At 50.6% G+C, this 16,013-nt stretch carries 14 protein-coding genes; 8 read left to right on the top strand and 6 right to left on the bottom strand.

Annotation, left to right across the window (positions count from 1 at the left end; translation table 11 throughout):
* Window positions 1-13: 13 nt before the first annotated feature.
* The 5 genes from BLV87_RS02210 to BLV87_RS02190 all read right to left on the bottom strand — a co-directional run bounded on the left by BLV87_RS02210 (window position 14) and on the right by BLV87_RS02190 (window position 3,418).
* On the bottom strand, window positions 14-1,030 hold the full coding sequence (locus BLV87_RS02210) for an AraC family transcriptional regulator (RefSeq protein ID WP_093065116.1): 1,017 nt from the start codon (window positions 1,028-1,030) through the stop codon (window positions 14-16).
* Between the two features lie 7 nt (window positions 1,031-1,037).
* Window positions 1,038-1,253, bottom strand: a complete 216-nt coding sequence (locus BLV87_RS02205) for a hypothetical protein (RefSeq protein ID WP_139282108.1) — start codon at window positions 1,251-1,253, stop codon at window positions 1,038-1,040.
* 120 nt (window positions 1,254-1,373) lie between these two features.
* Complete coding sequence (locus tag BLV87_RS02200) at window positions 1,374-2,126, bottom strand: HvfC family RiPP maturation protein (protein WP_093064943.1); 753 nt, start codon at window positions 2,124-2,126, stop codon at window positions 1,374-1,376.
* On the bottom strand, window positions 2,123-2,950 hold the full coding sequence (locus tag BLV87_RS02195) for an HvfB family MNIO-type RiPP peptide maturase (RefSeq protein ID WP_093064941.1): 828 nt from the start codon (window positions 2,948-2,950) through the stop codon (window positions 2,123-2,125). Before BLV87_RS02195 ends, BLV87_RS02200 begins: the two co-directional genes overlap by 4 nt.
* A 3-nt stretch (window positions 2,951-2,953) precedes the next feature.
* The gene (locus BLV87_RS02190) at window positions 2,954-3,418 is read right to left on the bottom strand and encodes a penta-EF hand family protein (RefSeq protein ID WP_139282107.1); all 465 of its coding nucleotides are present in this window, start codon (window positions 3,416-3,418) and stop codon (window positions 2,954-2,956) included.
* Window positions 3,419-3,731: 313 nt separating this feature from the next.
* Here BLV87_RS02190 and BLV87_RS02185 point away from each other — a divergent pair, with 313 nt between their 5' ends.
* From BLV87_RS02185 to BLV87_RS02175, 3 genes are all read left to right on the top strand, one after another.
* Entirely contained in the window at window positions 3,732-7,556 is a 3,825-nt protein-coding gene (locus tag BLV87_RS02185) for a ribonucleoside-diphosphate reductase subunit alpha (protein ID WP_093064939.1), read from the top strand.
* A gap of 189 nt (window positions 7,557-7,745) precedes the next feature.
* Window positions 7,746-8,777 (top strand): DNA-methyltransferase, encoded by a 1,032-nt coding sequence (locus BLV87_RS02180; RefSeq protein WP_245706885.1) that lies wholly within the window; start codon window positions 7,746-7,748, stop codon window positions 8,775-8,777.
* Window positions 8,778-8,807: 30 nt separating this feature from the next.
* A complete protein-coding gene (locus tag BLV87_RS02175; protein ID WP_093064935.1) occupies window positions 8,808-10,088 on the top strand; it encodes a ribonucleotide-diphosphate reductase subunit beta in 1,281 nt (426 codons plus the stop codon).
* 136 nt (window positions 10,089-10,224) lie between these two features.
* Here the strand turns inward: BLV87_RS02175 and BLV87_RS02170 are convergent, their stop codons facing one another.
* Entirely contained in the window at window positions 10,225-10,668 is a 444-nt protein-coding gene (locus BLV87_RS02170; RefSeq protein ID WP_093064933.1) for a sulfur globule family protein, read from the bottom strand.
* A gap of 172 nt (window positions 10,669-10,840) precedes the next feature.
* Between BLV87_RS02170 and BLV87_RS02165 the strand changes: the two genes are divergently transcribed.
* The 5 genes from BLV87_RS02165 to glmS are packed head-to-tail and all read left to right on the top strand — an operon-like array spanning window position 10,841 to window position 15,971.
* Window positions 10,841-11,452 (top strand): methylthioribulose 1-phosphate dehydratase, encoded by a 612-nt coding sequence (locus BLV87_RS02165; protein ID WP_093064931.1) that lies wholly within the window; start codon window positions 10,841-10,843, stop codon window positions 11,450-11,452.
* A gap of 6 nt (window positions 11,453-11,458) precedes the next feature.
* Window positions 11,459-12,001, top strand: coding sequence for a 1,2-dihydroxy-3-keto-5-methylthiopentene dioxygenase (locus BLV87_RS02160; RefSeq protein WP_093064929.1), 543 nt, complete (start codon window positions 11,459-11,461; stop codon window positions 11,999-12,001).
* A 2-nt stretch (window positions 12,002-12,003) separates the two neighbouring features.
* Complete coding sequence (gene mtnC / locus BLV87_RS02155) at window positions 12,004-12,693, top strand: acireductone synthase (protein WP_093064926.1); 690 nt, start codon at window positions 12,004-12,006, stop codon at window positions 12,691-12,693.
* A 60-nt stretch (window positions 12,694-12,753) separates the two neighbouring features.
* The gene (glmU, locus tag BLV87_RS02150) at window positions 12,754-14,133 is read left to right on the top strand and encodes a bifunctional UDP-N-acetylglucosamine diphosphorylase/glucosamine-1-phosphate N-acetyltransferase GlmU (RefSeq protein ID WP_093064924.1); all 1,380 of its coding nucleotides are present in this window, start codon (window positions 12,754-12,756) and stop codon (window positions 14,131-14,133) included.
* The gene (gene glmS, locus BLV87_RS02145; protein WP_093064922.1) at window positions 14,133-15,971 is read left to right on the top strand and encodes a glutamine--fructose-6-phosphate transaminase (isomerizing); all 1,839 of its coding nucleotides are present in this window, start codon (window positions 14,133-14,135) and stop codon (window positions 15,969-15,971) included. Before glmU ends, glmS begins: the two co-directional genes overlap by 1 nt.
* Window positions 15,972-16,013: the final 42 nt, after the last annotated feature.

Here is a 16,013-nt window from a genome sequence, read left to right as displayed (position 1 = left end):
CGTTACGGAAAGATCATTGCGGAGCAGAAAGTGCGTGGATTTTGCGAAATTGCCCCGGTGTCATCCCCGTCAGTTCGCGGAAGGCTTCGTAGAATGTGGATTGCGAGGTAAAGCCAACGCTCATCCCCACCGACAACACCGAAGCAGACGGCTCTTCCTGCAACATATCTTCTGCCGCTTCGACCCGAAACTCGCGCACGTAGCGTGAAAAGCCTTTGCCCAAACGGGTATTGATTAATTCCGAGAGTTGGTGGCTGGAAAGCCCGATGTGTGCGGCTAAGGTGGGCAAATCCAAATCAGGGCGACGGAACAATTCTTCCTCCTGCATACAGGCTTCCAGCTCCGCCAATGCTGCATCGCAATTGACGTTATTTAAGGTGGAGACGGCGTAAGTTTCTGCTGCTGCTTCACTCACATCGGTAGACAGTTGCGGAGTCACATTCAGGACTAACTGGGTGAGTAGAAAGGCACAGCCAATGGCGCTGGCGTATAGCGAGAAAAACCACTTTTCTGTCAGCAGCGGCAGACTCAAGCCGAGGATCAATACCGCTATCGCTATGACAAAAACGCCCCCTAACAGCATCAACTCCAACTGGAAGCGGCTGCGTTGGGCACGCAATGCGTACAAACTGCGAGCTAGCCATAGTAAATAGCCAGTACCCACCGCAAATGCCAAGGGTAACGCCAGCGTGTAGGGTAGCAAGGGAGCAAGCAGTATCGGCAGTAAATGCAGCAGTTGCCTAGGGCTGGTCACGCTGAACGGTTGTAATAGCGGTTTACTGAATAAATAAAAGGCAGGTGCGACCGCAAACAACAGTACCGCGTAATACGGGCTGTGAATAACGTCCACAGTGTTTTGTAAGTAGGCAAAATGGGCGAGTTGTAAGCTGCTGAGGGTTAAGAGCAGAATAATGCCCATCGCTTGTGCTAGTGTGTGTCCTTGATAGTTTTTGTAGCGGAAATGCGTCAACGCAAGTAGCAGGGCACTGAATACCGAAAAACCGATTAATAGGGTGGCGAGTGTTTGCATGGGATTATTACTTATCATCAGGTCGGCAGGCAGCATTGGCTCTGATCAAGGCATCAATTTGTTCCTTGCTTAACTTGCCTTTGGAATTCATCGCTTCCTTGGCAATGTCTTGGACACTTTGTGGCTCTGTTGCTTTGGATGGTAGGGTTTCCGTACACCCGGTGATTAAACTGGTAGCCAGAAGAATACTAACAATGACAGTGAGTTGTGGAGATGTGTGCATGGTGTTGTTGCCCTCAACAAAGAATATATTACCTAAATAACACATTCCTTGTTGAGGGCAACCTAGAATTTGCTGATAGCGAGGTTTATTGCTGATAAGTGGCACTATAACGTCGCCCTATTAGCGAATGATGACACCCAGTAACACGTGTTGTTGCTTAAATTGGTTTAATAATTGTAAACCAAATTCCAATAATTGTATGGGGTTAGGGTGTTGAATGTCTTGTGCAATGCAGGTGATGGCAGCACGTCCGCTCAAACCTTCTTGCAGTAATTGCACTAAGCGGGCGGTTACTGTGTTCAACACCACAAACTCGATGCGGTTTTGGGGGTTCCGCAGCAATAACAAGTGTGTAGGGTCTGGTGCATTGGGGAGGTATGCAGAACTAATACGGTGCACCGGGTATTGGTAGCTTTGTAGTAGCATGACAGGGTTGAGAACAGGGATGCCGTCCAGCAAGTCGCCATCAGCATCAATGTGTTGCCAGTCAATGTTGCTATCCTCCAGCATCAGGGGAATCTCCACCCATTCGTAATGCACGAGTTCCAATAAAAATGGCAGGCGCTCGCTGAGCGTAGTCGACGTGATAGTTGCTGTCAGCCATTGTACAAATTCAGCCGAAATTTCACGGAAATACGGTGTGGTGCATGTATGTTCGGCATAAAACTGGCGTACCAATGCATTCCATGTCGCATCATCCAGAATGCTGCGCAGCACAGGAAAACAATTACTGAGGAAATCTTCCACATTATTGAAGAGTAGTTCGACATACACTCCCGCTCGTTGTGCATCAACGCCAGCGGGTGGTGGATTAACGTCAGGATTGCGCAAGTGGGCGGCAAAAGCGCGTTGGAAGGCTTCAGTAGCGTTCATACGGCGTGTTTCCGTTGCAGGCTGGCGATGTGTTGCACTTCAGGGATGAGTTCTTGCAACGCTGGAATGTTGTAATCGCGTTCTAATAATGTGGGGAATACCCCAAACTCAGTGTAAGTAAAATCCAATAACTCCCATACCGGGTCAATCACCGCAGCGCCGTGGGTATCGATCAGCAGGTTGGGTTCTTGTTGATAATGCCCCGCCATGTGCAGATACACTACCCGTTCTTTGGGCAGTTTGCGTAAAAATTCGTAGGGGTCGTAAGCGTGGTTAACGCTGTTGACGTAGACGTTATTCACATCCAGATGCAGTAGGCAATCAGCCTCTTCCAACACGGTGTTGATGAATGTTGCTTCATCCATCTCACTGATTGGGGCTTGCAGGTAGAATGAGGCGTTTTCGATGCCAATTCGCTGCCCTAACAGGTCTTGTGTTTGACGAATGCGGGCGACGGTATGTTTGATAGCATCGTCGGTAAAGGGAATAGGTAATAGATCGTATAGTTGTCCGTGATCGGAACACCAAGATAAATGTTCGGTGTACAGTGGAATGTTATGCTGTTGCATGAATTGTTTGAGTTGCGTTAGCAATTCTTTATTCAGCGGAGTTAAACCACCTAACGATAACGAGAGTCCGTGGCACACAAACGGGTAACGTTCGGTGAAAGTTCGCAGGCGTTTAGCACTAACAAGGTCAGTGCCGATCCAGTTTTCGGGGGCAATTTCAAAAAAATCAATGCAGTCGGGGACTTGTTGTTCCAGCGCAATCAAATGATCACGCCGGAAACCCAAGCCAGCCCCATGTAAGTTAGGGCTGTGCATGGCTTATTTTTTTTCTTCAGTAGCAGCAGGGGCTGTTGGAGCGGCGGTGGCAGGTGCCGCGCTGGCGTCATCTGCTTTTGCACCGCCGCATTTGCCTTCCTTACCACCGCATTTACCTTCAGCCATTTTGGCGTGCAGGGCTTTGCGCTCATCAGCATCCAGTGAGCCGTCTTTGTTGGCATCGGCTTCGGTAAACATTTTTTCGTGGTGGGTCATGAACTCTTCTTTGGTGACCATGCCGTCTTTGTCGGTATCAGCAGGGCAATCATCGGATTTTTTATTGCCGCCACACATACCTGCGCCACATTTCATTTCGCCACCTGCTTTGTTTTCCGCCAGTTGCATGTAGCCGTTGCTGAGGGTGTCAGCAGAGAATGGATTTTCCGCCGTCGCGGTGGTTGCGCCCAATGTCAATGCGGCTGCGAAGGTTGTGCCCAAAGCAAGTTTCAGGGATGTTTTAGTATTCATGCTCTAATCTCCGTAAAATCAGGTGGATTATTTTGTAACCAGTGGATCTGGTTCATGGGATTGTACGCAAAAACGCGATAGTTGGATGCAGCTTAGAAAAATTTTTGGAAGATTGTGGGGTGTAACTAAGTCCGTACCGGTGCTGGATTTAGCCTAGTTATCCACAAGCTGTTCACAGGTTTTAGACAAGATGTTGTGCTTGACCACCTGCTAAAACACATCCTATAGTATTTACCAAGAAGAAGTCCACCATCGGTGGTTAATCAATAATTTCTAGTATTGTCAAGCCATTCCGGCCTCATGAGGATCAAAAATGCCAGCCGCCAGCACCCAAGACTTTCAGCCAGTCGCTCCCTCTTCCGTGACACTGCCAGTGTCAAATGCTAACCCATTTGCCTGCAAAGTGATTCGCCGCAACGGGCAGGTTACGGATTTCGATGGCAGTAAAATTCAGATTGCGATGGCAAAAGCGTTTCTCGATGTGGAAGGCAGTCAGGCTTCCGGTTCGGCACGCATTCACGACACGGTGCGCAAGCTGACCGAACAGGTGATTGAAGCCCTGCTGCGCCGCACCCCCGATGGTGGCATGGTGCACATCGAAGATATTCAAGACCAGGTGGAATTGGCGTTAATGCGGGCAGGTGAACACAAAGTTGCCCGCAGCTACGTGCTGTATCGCGCCGAACGGGCGCGGTTACGTGCTGAAAAAGAGTCAAAATCCAAGAAAAAAGGCAAAAAATCCGAAAACGTGATCCACGTAAAATCCGCCACCGGCGATTTGAAACCGTTGGATGAAGATCGGTTACGCAAGATCATTGCAGAAGCTGTTGACGGTTTGGAAGGTGTCAGTGCTGAACAAGTCATGACCGCCACCATGCGCAATTTGTACGACGGTATTTCCGAAAAAGAAGTTGCCACCGCGTTGATTATCAGCACCCGCGTGATGATTGACCGCGAACCCAACTATTCCCAAGCAGCCGCGCGGATGTTGATGGATAGCTTGCGCCGCGAAGCCTTGAGTTTTCTCGAAGGCCAACATACCGAAGCCACCCAGCACGAAATGGTTGAGCTTTATGCGGAAGTCTTGAAAAAAACCATTCAGATCGGGGTCAAGGTTGAGCGTTTGGCGGATGATTTGGGGCGTTACGATCTGGCGAAACTGGGCGCGGCAATTAAGCCGGAACGCGATTTGCAGTTTACTTACCTCGGCTTGCAAACGCTGTATGACCGTTATTTCTTGCACCATGACGGCGTGCGTTTTGAGTTGCCGCAGGTGTTCTTCATGCGCGTGGCAATGGGTTTGGCGATTAACGAAGTCGAGCGCGAAGACCGCGCGATTGAGTTTTACAACCTGCTGTCCAGCTTTGATTTCATGAGCAGCACGCCGACGCTGTTTAACTCTGGGACATTGCGCCCGCAATTGTCGTCTTGCTACCTGACTACCGTGCCTGACCATTTGGAAGGGATTTACGACGCGATTAAAGACAATGCCTTGCTGTCGAAATACGCCGGTGGTTTGGGCAATGACTGGTCACGGGTGCGCGGTATGGGGGCGCATATCAAAGGCACGAATGGCAAGTCGCAAGGTGTTGTGCCGTTTTTGAAGGTGGCGAATGATACGGCGGTAGCGGTGAATCAGTGTTTCGCACCGGATACGCAGCTTCATACCGCCGATGGCATTAAAGCCATTCGTGACGTGAAAGCGGGCGATTTGGTGCTGGGTATCAGCGGCACTTACCGCGAAGTCAAACGCGCTATGGTTTATAACCAGCATGATGCAATGGTAGCTCTGGATGTGAAGCATTCGATTGAACCCGTGAAAGTGACCGCAGGACATCCGTTCTACGCGCTGCGGGGTGTGCCGTTGGAGCAGGCGAACGACCGTACTGTTAATTGGTTGGCAAAAGGCAAAGTGAAGCCGGAATGGGTCGAAGCAGCGCAGTTGCAAAAAGGTGATTATGTTGCACAAGTCATCCCGACCGAAACGGTGATGGTGGATGGTTTCAGTGTGGATGATGCACGGCTGTACGGTATTTTGCTGGGTTCTCAGTCGTCTGATGCTGAAATTCAGCGGCTTTGCGAACGTAAAGTTGTGCGTGAAGCAACGACAGGGTGTGTCGTTAATGATGGTGCTGGATTCACTTTTGTTTATGATGATTTTTACAATGCTCAGGGTGAAAAACGCATTGCCCGTCGTTTTAGCCATTTGTCACAGCCGCAAACACTGGCACTGCTGCATGGCTTGCTAGAAAACAATGTTGTTGTTAAGCAGGATGAGGACATTTGTTTCAGTACTGTTACCCGTGCCTTGGCTGAAGGTATGCGTTACCAGTGCTTGCGCTTAGGTATTCCAACATCTGGTCAAATACGAGATTCGGCGTTTGATATTCGTATTCCCGCAGTGCCAGAAATTGCGGCACTGGTGGATTGCCAGCCTATCGACAAGCGTAACTGGCTGACTTACAACGGTTGCGTGTTTAGTCGTGTGCGCGGTGTGGAAAGTATTCCAACCCTGCCATTCGTATTCGATCTGATTGTGGAAGGCGACGAGTCCTACATGACTACGGCGGCACTGGCGCACAATGGCGGAAAGCGGAAGGGGGCAGTCTGTGCCTATCTCGAAACTTGGCACATCGACATCGAAGACTTCCTCGAACTGCGCAAAAACACGGGTGACGAGCGCCGCCGTACCCACGACATGAATACCGCGAACTGGATTCCCGACCTGTTCATGAAGCGCGTGGCAGCAGAAGCGGAATGGACGCTGTTTTCCCCCGATGATGCGCCTGATTTGCACGACTTGACCGGTAAAGCGTTTGAAGCACGTTATGCCGAATACGAAGCCAAAGCGGCACGCGGCGATATGAAATTATTCCGCAAAGTGCCAGCGGTGCAATTGTGGCGCAAAATGTTGGGGATGATCTTTGAAACCGGGCATCCGTGGATTACCTTCAAAGACCCGTGTAATGTGCGCTATACCAATCAACACATGGGTGTGGTGCATTCCAGCAACTTGTGTACTGAAATTACCTTGCACACCAATGACAGCGAAATTGCAGTATGTAATCTTGGCTCAGTCAACCTGACCGCGCACGTCAACGACGGCAAGCTGGATGTGGCGAAACTGGAACGCACCGTGACCACCGCGATGCGAATGCTGGATAACGTCATCGACTACAATTACTACAGCGTGCCGCAAGCGCGGAAATCCAACCTGCGCCACCGTCCGGTCGGCATGGGGATCATGGGATTCCAAGACGCGCTGTACAAAATGAACCTCGCTTACGCTACCACTGAAGCGGTCGAATTCGCCGATCAAAGCATGGAAGCGGTGTCGTATTTCGCGATTCGTGCCTCCAGCAACCTCGCGGCAGAACGCGGCAAATATCCCAGTTATAACGGCTCGCTGTGGAGCAAAGGCATTCTGCCCATCGACTCGCTGGAATTGCTGGGCGAAGAACGCGGCGAATATTTCATCGTTGACCACACCCAAACGCTGGATTGGGATGCATTGCGCAACCAAGTCAAAGCACAGGGAATGCGCAATTCCAACGTGATGGCGATTGCGCCGACCGCGACCATTTCCAACATTTGCGGTGTGTCGCAGTCCATCGAGCCGACTTACCAGAACCTGTTCGTCAAATCCAATTTGTCGGGCGAATTCACCGTCATCAACCCGTATCTGGTGCAGGATTTGAAAGCACTCGGCATGTGGGATGAGGTGATGATCAACGACCTCAAATACTTCGATGGCTCGCTGCAACCGCTCGACCGCGTGCCGGACGCGCTCAAAGCCAAGTACGCCACCGCGTTTGAAATCGACGCACGTTGGTTGGTCGAAGCCGCCAGCCGCCGCCAGAAATGGATCGATCAGGGGCAATCGCTCAACCTGTACATGAAAGAGCCGAATGGCACGAAGTTGGATAATTTGTACAAACTGGCGTGGGTGCGTGGGCTGAAAACCACCTATTACCTGCGTACTTTGGGGGCGACGGGCGCGGAAAAGACTAGCTCGGATGATTCTTCGGCAGCGAATAGCGTGGCGGGGATTAAGCGGGCGGCGAATTTGGTATCGGTGGGGTCGGAAGCACCGAAGGCGTGTTCGTTGCTTGATCCAGAATGCGAAGCGTGCCAGTAGCTTATGAAAGTAATGATGCGACCTCTGACTTTAACTCAGCAGCTATCAGTTGGCGATGGGATTTTTTCCCATCATGACAGGGATGGGGTTGCACTATACGAAATGAATGCGTCGGTTGTTTCTTTGCTTTTTCATGGTGATGCTTTGCACGTTTTATGTGGGCTAGCATCTGCCAGCATCGACTGCGTGATGACATCTCCCCCCTACTGGGGCAAACGCGAATACGAAAATGGTGGTATCGGTCAAGAAGCCGATTACCGCGATTACGTGAAAAATCTGGTTGCTATCTGTGCCGAAATCAAGCGGGTGTTGAAGCCGGAAGGTTCTTTCTGGCTAAATCTCGGCGATAGCTATAGCGATAAAGGGTTGGTCGGTATCCCTTGGCGAGTTGTCTTTGAGTTGGTGGATAATCAAGGCTGGATTCTGCGCAACGAAGTTATCTGGAACAAGCTGAAAGGCGGTATGGATAACAGCAAAGACCGCCTCGCCAATACGCATGAAAATGTCTTTCATTTTGTCCAACAGGCTAAAGGTTACTACTACAACGCTGACGCTATTCGTTCCAAACCGCGTGAAACCAAAGTGGTCAACGGCGCAATTGTGTCTGCGACGGGTGTATCAGGCGTGCGTTATAAGCGTCAATTGGAGCTTTCCACCGCACTTTCTGCTACTGAAAAAGCCGCAGCATTTACCGCGCTCGACACTATGCTGGGAGAAGTCCGTGCTGGTCGTTTAGCAGATTTCAGAATGGTGATTCGTGGGCAGCAACGCACCACCCATTCGGACAGTGAAAAACTCTCAGGTCGTGCCAAAGAATTACGTGACAAGGGTTTCTATTTCCTTAAATACCACCCCAATGGCAGCAAACCCAGTGATGTGTGGGACATCCTCCCCGAAGATACCCAAAACCGAGAAACACACTTCGCGCCCTATCCGGTGGATTTGTGCCGTATCCCGCTATTGGCAACCTGCCCTGAAGGGGGTATCGTGCTCGACCCGTTTTGCGGGACAGGCACAACCCTCGTAGCGGCGCAAAGCCTGAATCGTAAATCCATCGGTATCGACATATCGCGGCGTTACCTTGAATTGGCTCAAGAAAGGTGTGGAAGGCTGTCAGACGCTGCAAGCGAAACTATCCTCCACAACTCTGTTCGCTCCGGTGTAACGGCAAATATATTAGTAGATTCATCTACCCAAAATAAGGGAATTAGATGGGTTTAGTTGGCATTCAGCATTTAGGAGAGTAAAATCATGACGCTTAATTGGGATAACCCACTTGCCGCGCCCGTGCCACGCACGAACGGCTACCAACCGACTTTTAGTCTTGACGAAGTGTTTGTTGAAGAACCTACTGTGGAGGTAGATGAAAGTGAGCTCAGTGCAAAAACCCAAGTCGCAATTAAATCGCCAGCGGAGTCGGCGACGTTTGCAACGACGGTAACAGAGGCGGCTTCTCACAGAGCTGTAGAAGCCGCTCCAACGGTCAGCCCTACCCGCCAGCCGTCTGCACCAGAGCCTTTCAAACCTCAACAGCCGATCAGCAGCGCTGACAAGCGCGTGATCAATGGCAGTGGCGACATCAACCAACTTGCCCCGTTCAAATACCCGTGGGCATGGGAATTTTTCCTCAACGCCAATAAAAACCACTGGACACCCCTCGACATCAATATGGCGCAGGATGTGCATGACTACCATCACAACCTCAGCCCCGCCGAGCGCCATGTGTACGAAAACGTCCTCGCCTATTTGACCACTTCCGATATTCTCGCGATGCGCAATATTGGCTTGGCGGTAATGGAAAAAATGACCGCGCCGGAATTGCAAATCTACCAAGCTCGCCAAGTCTATGAAGAAGCCCTGCATACTTGGACATACCAGCATTGCATCGAAACCATCGGCTTGGATCAGGTGGAAATCTATAACCGTTACCGCGTCGTACCGGAAATCAACGCGAAAATCCAATTAGCGAACCGTCGCTTAAACGATGCCTTGCGCCACGACATTGACTTGAAAAACCGCGATGACTTGCACAGTTTCGTGATGTCATACACGTTCTTTGCGGGGATTTTTGAAGGTTGCTGGTTCTACAACGGTTTCTCGCCAATTTTTGCGCTGCAACGGCGTGGCATGATGAAAGGCACAGGTGAGCAATTCCAATACATTATGCGCGATGAAGTCTTGCACGCTTCCTTCGGTATCCGCGTGGTGCGCCAAATCATGCAGGAAGAAAACGTGACACTCGACCCGCAAGCGGTGCGCGATATGTGGGATGAGGCGGAAGCAGCCGAAATCAACTATTCCAAGTACATCCTACCGACCCCGATTTTGGGCTACAGCCAGCAAGACCATCATGAACAGTTCCGCTTTATTGCGAACCGGCGTGCGCGTCAGTTGGGCATGGCTGAACCATTTCCCGGTGCGCAAAATGCACTGCCCTGGTTGGATGAGCAGTCTAATATGCGCAAAGAGAAGAACTTCTTTGAAACCCGCGTGACCGAATACCAGACAGGTGGGGCGTTGAAGTGGGATTAAACTTATTGTTGGCTTGAAATAAAAAAGCCCGGATAAACCGGGCTTTTTTGTGCAGTAACGAAAGCAAGGACACCATCCCGAAGAATGATGCCCTTGCTAGGACTGTCAGTGGGACATGTGATTCCCACCTTGAGAATTATTTTGCAGCAGCAGGTGCTTGTGGTGCAGCCATTGGCATTGCAGGAGCCATTACCGGTACATTGTAGCCAGCTTTGGAAGAGTTGCCAGTGCCGTAAGCATTACCGTTGCCATCACCGTAGCCGTAACCGTTGCCAGCACCGTACCAATCGCCGTTGCCTTTGCCGTTAGCGGCCATGTCAGTATCCATATTAGTACGGCCTTTGCCTTTGAAGGTGATAGCGAAATCAACTTCACCGTCTGCGTCGCCTTTACCACGACCCCAGCCGTTTGCGTCGCCGTTGCCTTTGCCGTAACCGGTAGCATCAGCAGCAGTAGAACCAGTGCCTTGACCAGCAGTGTTAGCAACGCCAGAACCGTTGTCGAAGCCGTCGAAGAATTCAGCAGAAGCAGCGCCAGAGATAGCGATCAGGGCAGCGAAAGCGATAGCTTGTAATTTCATGTTTAAGTTTCCTAGCAAAGTGATTTATGTGTAAGTTCAGTATGAGATAATTCTAATATTAGCATTTGCTAATGTAAAGAGTTTTTTGACGTTTTGTGGAACTTTTTGTAAATCGTCTGACAAACGGGTGTAATACTGCGAAAATGCTACGCTTTGTGCTACGAGTGATCCTATGTCTGAGATGTTATCGCGCTTGCGTACCGAATTGATTGCGGCGGGGCAATTTTTTCATTCGCGTGGCTGGGTTCCAGCCACTAGTAGTAATTTTTCTGCCCGGTTGGGTGATGCAGAAATCCTCATTACCAGTTCGGGACAGCATAAAGGTAAGCTGGATGATGGTGGGTTTTTGCGAGCCGATTTACAAGGCAATGCTTTGGATGAAGGCAAGCGCCCCTCTGCTGAAACGGGCTTACATACCGTGATGTATCGGCGTGACCCTGCAATAGGTTGTGTATTGCATACGCATTCGGTCAATGCAACGGTGCTGTCGATGCGTTTGGATCAGGTGGTATGCGACGGCTATGAAGTGCAAAAAGCCTTTCCTGCTGTCGATACGCACGATAGCCACCTACTAATCCCCGTTTTTCCCAATAGCCAAGATATTCCCGCGTTGGCGGCGGTCGTGGATGCTTATTTTGATGCAAACCCGCATACCGTGGGCTATTTAATTCGTGGGCATGGCTTGTATACGTGGGGTGCGACGGTGGCGGATGCGCTGCGCCATATTGAGGCGTTAGAGTTTTTGTTTGAATGTGTTTATCGGCAAATGCTGTTAGATAGGTGAGAAACCATGAGTGAATTGAACATTTACGCGGATAACAACCCGCAATCCGCTGAAACGTATACCGATTACGCCACCATCAGTACGTTATTGCAAACACATGGTGTGCGCTTTGAACGTTGGGAAGCCAATGCCCCGTTGCCGGATAGTGCGACGCAAGAGGAGGTGATTGCTGCTTATCGCGCTGATATCGACCGTTTAATGGCTGAAAATGGCTTTCAGAGCGTGGATGTGATCAGTTTGACTCCAGATCATCCCGATAAAGCCATGTTTCGTCAGAAATTCTTGAATGAACATACCCATACTGAATACGAAGTGCGTTTTTTTGTGGATGGACAGGGCTTGTTCTACCTGCATTTGGGCGACAAGGTGTACACGGTTTTGTGTGAAAAGGGGGATTTGATCAGTGTACCCGCCGGGGCAACGCATTGGTTTGATATGGGGCCGAATCCGCGTTTCAAAGCAATCCGTTTGTTCACGAATCCCGAAGGTTGGGTGGCGAATTTTACGGGTAATGACATTGCCGGGCGTTTTCCGCGTTTGGAGAATTGAGCATGATTAAGGCGATACTCACCGACATTGAAGGCACGACCACTAGTTTATCGTTTGTGAAAGACGTGCTGTTTCCCTATGCTGATCAGCAGATGCAGGCATTCGTGGTGGCGCATCGCCAAGATTCCTCGGTAGCAAAGCTGATAGATGAGGTACGGATGGAAACGGGCAACGCAGTGCTGTCGTTGGCGGATGCGATTGCGCAATTGCGCCAATGGATTGCGGAAGACAAGAAAATTGCTCCATTGAAGTCAATTCAGGGGTTGATGTGGGAGGAAGGCTACCGTAATGGTGTTTTTACCGGACATGTGTATGAAGATGCTGTGCGCAATTTATTGCACTGGCATGAGCTTGGTCTGAAATTGTATGTCTATTCGTCGGGTTCAGTGTATGCGCAAAAGCTCTTGTTAGGTTACTCTGATGCGGGTGACTTAACCCCGTTGTTCAGTGGTCATTTTGATACGGCGGTCGGTCATAAGCGTGAGGTCAAGTCTTATCAAACTATTGTTGAAGCGATTGGTTTACCCGCAGGCGAGATTTTATTTCTCTCCGATATTGCGGAAGAGTTGGATGCCGCCGCGCAAGCAGGGTTGCAAACCTGTTGCTTGGTGCGTGAACACCAGCCAACGGATACCGTGCAACACCGCTCGGTAAAAAACTTTGATGAGCTGGATGTGATGGGCATCACGTAAGTAACACCCGCGACTTGACTATTATTTACGACAATAATTTTACTGATGGGCAAATCCCCAATGAATATTTTTCCGATTATCCTCGCAGCGGGTCAAGGCACTCGGATGCGCTCTTCTTTGCCAAAAGTTCTCCACCCGATTGCGGGAAAACCCATGTTGCAACATGTTGTGGAGGCTTGCTCAGTGCTACAACATTGTGAAGCGGCATGTCACATGGCGATTGTGTATGGGCATGGAGGCGAATTGGTTCGTGAACACATTCAGGGTGAGAACCTGAATTGGGCATTGCAGTCGCAGCAAAAAGGTACCGGGCACGCGGTTAGCCAAGCCATTCACTTGGTCGACAATGATGACGTGGTGTTGATTGCTTACGGGGATGTGCCGTTGATCCGCTCCTCAACCTTGCAATGTCTGGCACAAGGTTTACGAGATCATGCCTTATGTGTTCTGACCACTGAATTGGTAGACCCTAAAGGCTATGGGCGCATTGTGCGCGATGCAGCGGGGCAAGTGCAGGCGATTGTTGAGGAAAAAGATGCCGATGATGCCCAACGCCAGATTCGTGAGGTGAATACGGGGTTCATTGCTGCACGTGGTAGTGATTTGAAGCGATGGTTGCAGCAACTGACCCCGCAAAATGCACAAGGCGAATATTACCTTACCGATTGCGTCGGTTTGGCAGTCGCTGAAGGCGGCAGTGTGAATACGGTACTGTGTGCTGATCCGGTTGAGGTCGAAGGCGCGAACAATCGGGTGCAATTGGCACGTTTGGAACGCGCTTGCCAACAACGTCAAGTGGAAAAGCTGATGTTGGAAGGCGTGACCGTCGCGGATCCCGCCCGCTTGGATATTCGCGGCACGGTCGAAACTGGGCAAGATGTCTTTTTGGATGTGAATGTGGTGTTGATTGGCAAGGTCAAGTTCGGCAATAACGTCACGGTGGAAGCCGGTTGCGTGATTCAGGATGCTGAAATTGGCGACAATACGCACATCAAAGCACATTCGGTGATCGAATCAGCAGTGATTGCAGAAAATTGCGACATTGGCCCGTTTGCGCGGTTGCGTCCCGGCACAGTTCTTGCTGCAAAGGCCAAGATCGGCAATTTCGTCGAAACCAAAAAAGCCATCATCGGTAAAGGCAGCAAGGTTAACCACCTGAGCTACATCGGCGATACCGAGATGGGCGACAACGTGAATATTGGTGCAGGCACGATTACGTGTAACTACGACGGTGCCAACAAACACAAAACCGTGATTGGTGATGGGGTATTCGTTGGTTCTTGCTCTCAATTGGTTGCCCCCGTAAGCATTGGTGACGGCGCTACGATTGGCGCTGGTTCAACCATTACCAAAGACGCTCCGGTAGGTGAACTCACCTTGTCCCGCGCCAAACAAATGACCTTGAAAGGCTGGCAGCGTCCAGTGAAGGAGAAAAAATAATGTGTGGTATTGTCGGCGCAGTTGCGCAACGTCCGGTGGTGGAAATTTTATTGGAAGGCTTACGCCGTCTGGAATACCGTGGTTATGACTCTGCCGGTGTGGCAGTAGTACGTGCCGAGGGTGATTTGGTACGTAGCCGTGCGGTGGGCAAGGTGGCAGCACTGATGGAGCGTCTCGACGGCGAACCGATTGACGGTAAATTGGGTATTGCACATACCCGCTGGGCAACGCACGGCGTGCCTGCCGAACGCAATGCCCACCCGCATTTCAGCGGTGAATGGGTCGGCTTGGTGCATAACGGCATTATCGAAAACCATGTTGAACTGCGTAAACGTTTGCAAGACGACGGCTACCGTTTCGATTCGGATACTGATACTGAGGTGATTGCGCATTTGATCGACATCTTCCGCCGTCAAGGTGTGAGCATGTTGGATGCGGTCATGGCAGCCCGTTGCGAATTGCACGGTGCGTATGCTATGGCAGTGATTTCGCCAGATGAGCCGGATACACTGATCGTGGCACGCCAAGGCAGCCCGTTGGTGCTGGGTTTGGGGATTGGTGAGAACTTCATTGGTTCGGATATTCAAGCTTTGTTGCCTGTGACCAGCCGTTTTATTTATTTGGAAAATGGCGATGTGGCACGGATTACCCGCAAGAAGATCGACATTTTTGATGTGAATGGCGAGCGCGTGGTGCGTCCGGTGCGTGAGTCGAATGCATCGATGTGTTCGGCGGAATTGGGCGACTACCGTCATTTCATGCTCAAGGAAATCTTCGAGCAGCCGCAATCAGTGACAGGTACATTGGAAAACCGTTTGGCGGGCGATCATGTCTTGCCTGCCTTGCTGGGTGTGTCAGATGCGTTGGAACGACTGGCGCAAGTGGAGGAGATTCAAATTCTGGCGTGTGGCACGAGTTACCACGCGGGTTTGGTGGGGCGTTATTGGATTGAGGCGAATACCGATATTCCATGTAATGTGGAAGTTGCCAGTGAATACCGTTACCGTCGTCAGCCGCCGCGTAAGAATATGCTGTTCGTGACGATTTCACAGTCGGGCGAAACTGCTGATACCTTGGCGGCACTAGAAAAGATCAAGGAAAACCACGGTGCATTGGCAACACTGACCATTTGCAACGTGGCGGAAAGTTCCTTGACTCGCGAATCCGATATGGCGCTGATGACAATGGCGGGGCCGGAAATCGGCGTGGCATCGACCAAAGCCTTTACGACGCAATTGGTGGCGTTGCAATTGCTGATGGTATTGCTGATGCAAGCCAAGGGGGCGGATAAAGCCAAGGTCGCGCAGATGGTGGCGGATTTACGCAAATTACCCGCGCTGATCGAGCAAGTGCTGGATTTGAACCCGAAAATCGAAACACTGGCAGAACGTTTCATCGAGAAAAACCATGCGCTGTTCTTGGGGCGTGGTGAACTCTACCCGATTGCAATGGAAGGGGCGCTCAAGCTCAAGGAAATTTCCTATATTCATGCAGAAGCCTATCCTGCCGGTGAACTTAAGCATGGGCCACTCGCGTTGGTCGACAGCGAGATGCCGATTGTCACGGTAGCACCCAATACGGCTTTGTTGGAGAAACTAAAGTCCAACTTGGAAGAAGTGCGTTCGCGCGGTGGTGAGTTGTATGTATTTGCCGACCGTGAGGCGCATATTGTGGCAGCAGATAATTTGCATGTGCTGGAAATGCCACACGTCCCTGAAATGCTTGCGCCGATTGTGTACACGATTCCATTGCAATTGCTGTCCTACCACGTGGCAGTGTTGAAAGGCACGGATGTGGACAAGCCGCGCAATTTGGCGAAGTCGGTGACGGTTGAATAGTATTGAGAAATTCTAGCGTAATGGCTCTTTAGTATTGAATCC

The sequence above is a fragment of the Thiothrix caldifontis genome (genome assembly GCF_900107695.1).
In the GTDB taxonomy this organism is placed as follows: domain Bacteria; phylum Pseudomonadota; class Gammaproteobacteria; order Thiotrichales; family Thiotrichaceae; genus Thiothrix; species Thiothrix caldifontis.
Note: the sequence above shows the minus strand (reverse complement) of the source record. Positions and strands in the feature narration are given on the sequence as shown.

Excerpts from the sequence above, each read along its gene's own strand:
- glmU (WP_093064924.1), top strand. The coding sequence starts at position 12,754 with ATGAATATTTTTCCGATTATCCTCGCAGCGGGTCAAGGCACTCGGATG.
- BLV87_RS02195 (WP_093064941.1), bottom strand. The coding sequence starts at position 2,950 with ATGCACAGCCCTAACTTACATGGGGCTGGCTTGGGTTTCCGGCGTGAT.
- BLV87_RS02180 (WP_245706885.1), top strand. The coding sequence starts at position 7,746 with ATGACATCTCCCCCCTACTGGGGCAAACGCGAATACGAAAATGGTGGT.
- mtnC (WP_093064926.1), top strand. The coding sequence starts at position 12,004 with ATGATTAAGGCGATACTCACCGACATTGAAGGCACGACCACTAGTTTA.
- BLV87_RS02190 (WP_139282107.1), bottom strand. The coding sequence starts at position 3,418 with ATGAATACTAAAACATCCCTGAAACTTGCTTTGGGCACAACCTTCGCA.
- BLV87_RS02185 (WP_093064939.1), top strand. The coding sequence starts at position 3,732 with ATGCCAGCCGCCAGCACCCAAGACTTTCAGCCAGTCGCTCCCTCTTCC.
- BLV87_RS02170 (WP_093064933.1), bottom strand. The coding sequence starts at position 10,668 with ATGAAATTACAAGCTATCGCTTTCGCTGCCCTGATCGCTATCTCTGGC.
- glmS (WP_093064922.1), top strand. The coding sequence starts at position 14,133 with ATGTGTGGTATTGTCGGCGCAGTTGCGCAACGTCCGGTGGTGGAAATT.
- BLV87_RS02175 (WP_093064935.1), top strand. The coding sequence starts at position 8,808 with ATGACGCTTAATTGGGATAACCCACTTGCCGCGCCCGTGCCACGCACG.
- BLV87_RS02210 (WP_093065116.1), bottom strand. The coding sequence starts at position 1,030 with ATGCAAACACTCGCCACCCTATTAATCGGTTTTTCGGTATTCAGTGCC.
- BLV87_RS02165 (WP_093064931.1), top strand. The coding sequence starts at position 10,841 with ATGTCTGAGATGTTATCGCGCTTGCGTACCGAATTGATTGCGGCGGGG.
- BLV87_RS02200 (WP_093064943.1), bottom strand. The coding sequence starts at position 2,126 with ATGAACGCTACTGAAGCCTTCCAACGCGCTTTTGCCGCCCACTTGCGC.
- BLV87_RS02205 (WP_139282108.1), bottom strand. The coding sequence starts at position 1,253 with ATGCACACATCTCCACAACTCACTGTCATTGTTAGTATTCTTCTGGCT.
- BLV87_RS02160 (WP_093064929.1), top strand. The coding sequence starts at position 11,459 with ATGAGTGAATTGAACATTTACGCGGATAACAACCCGCAATCCGCTGAA.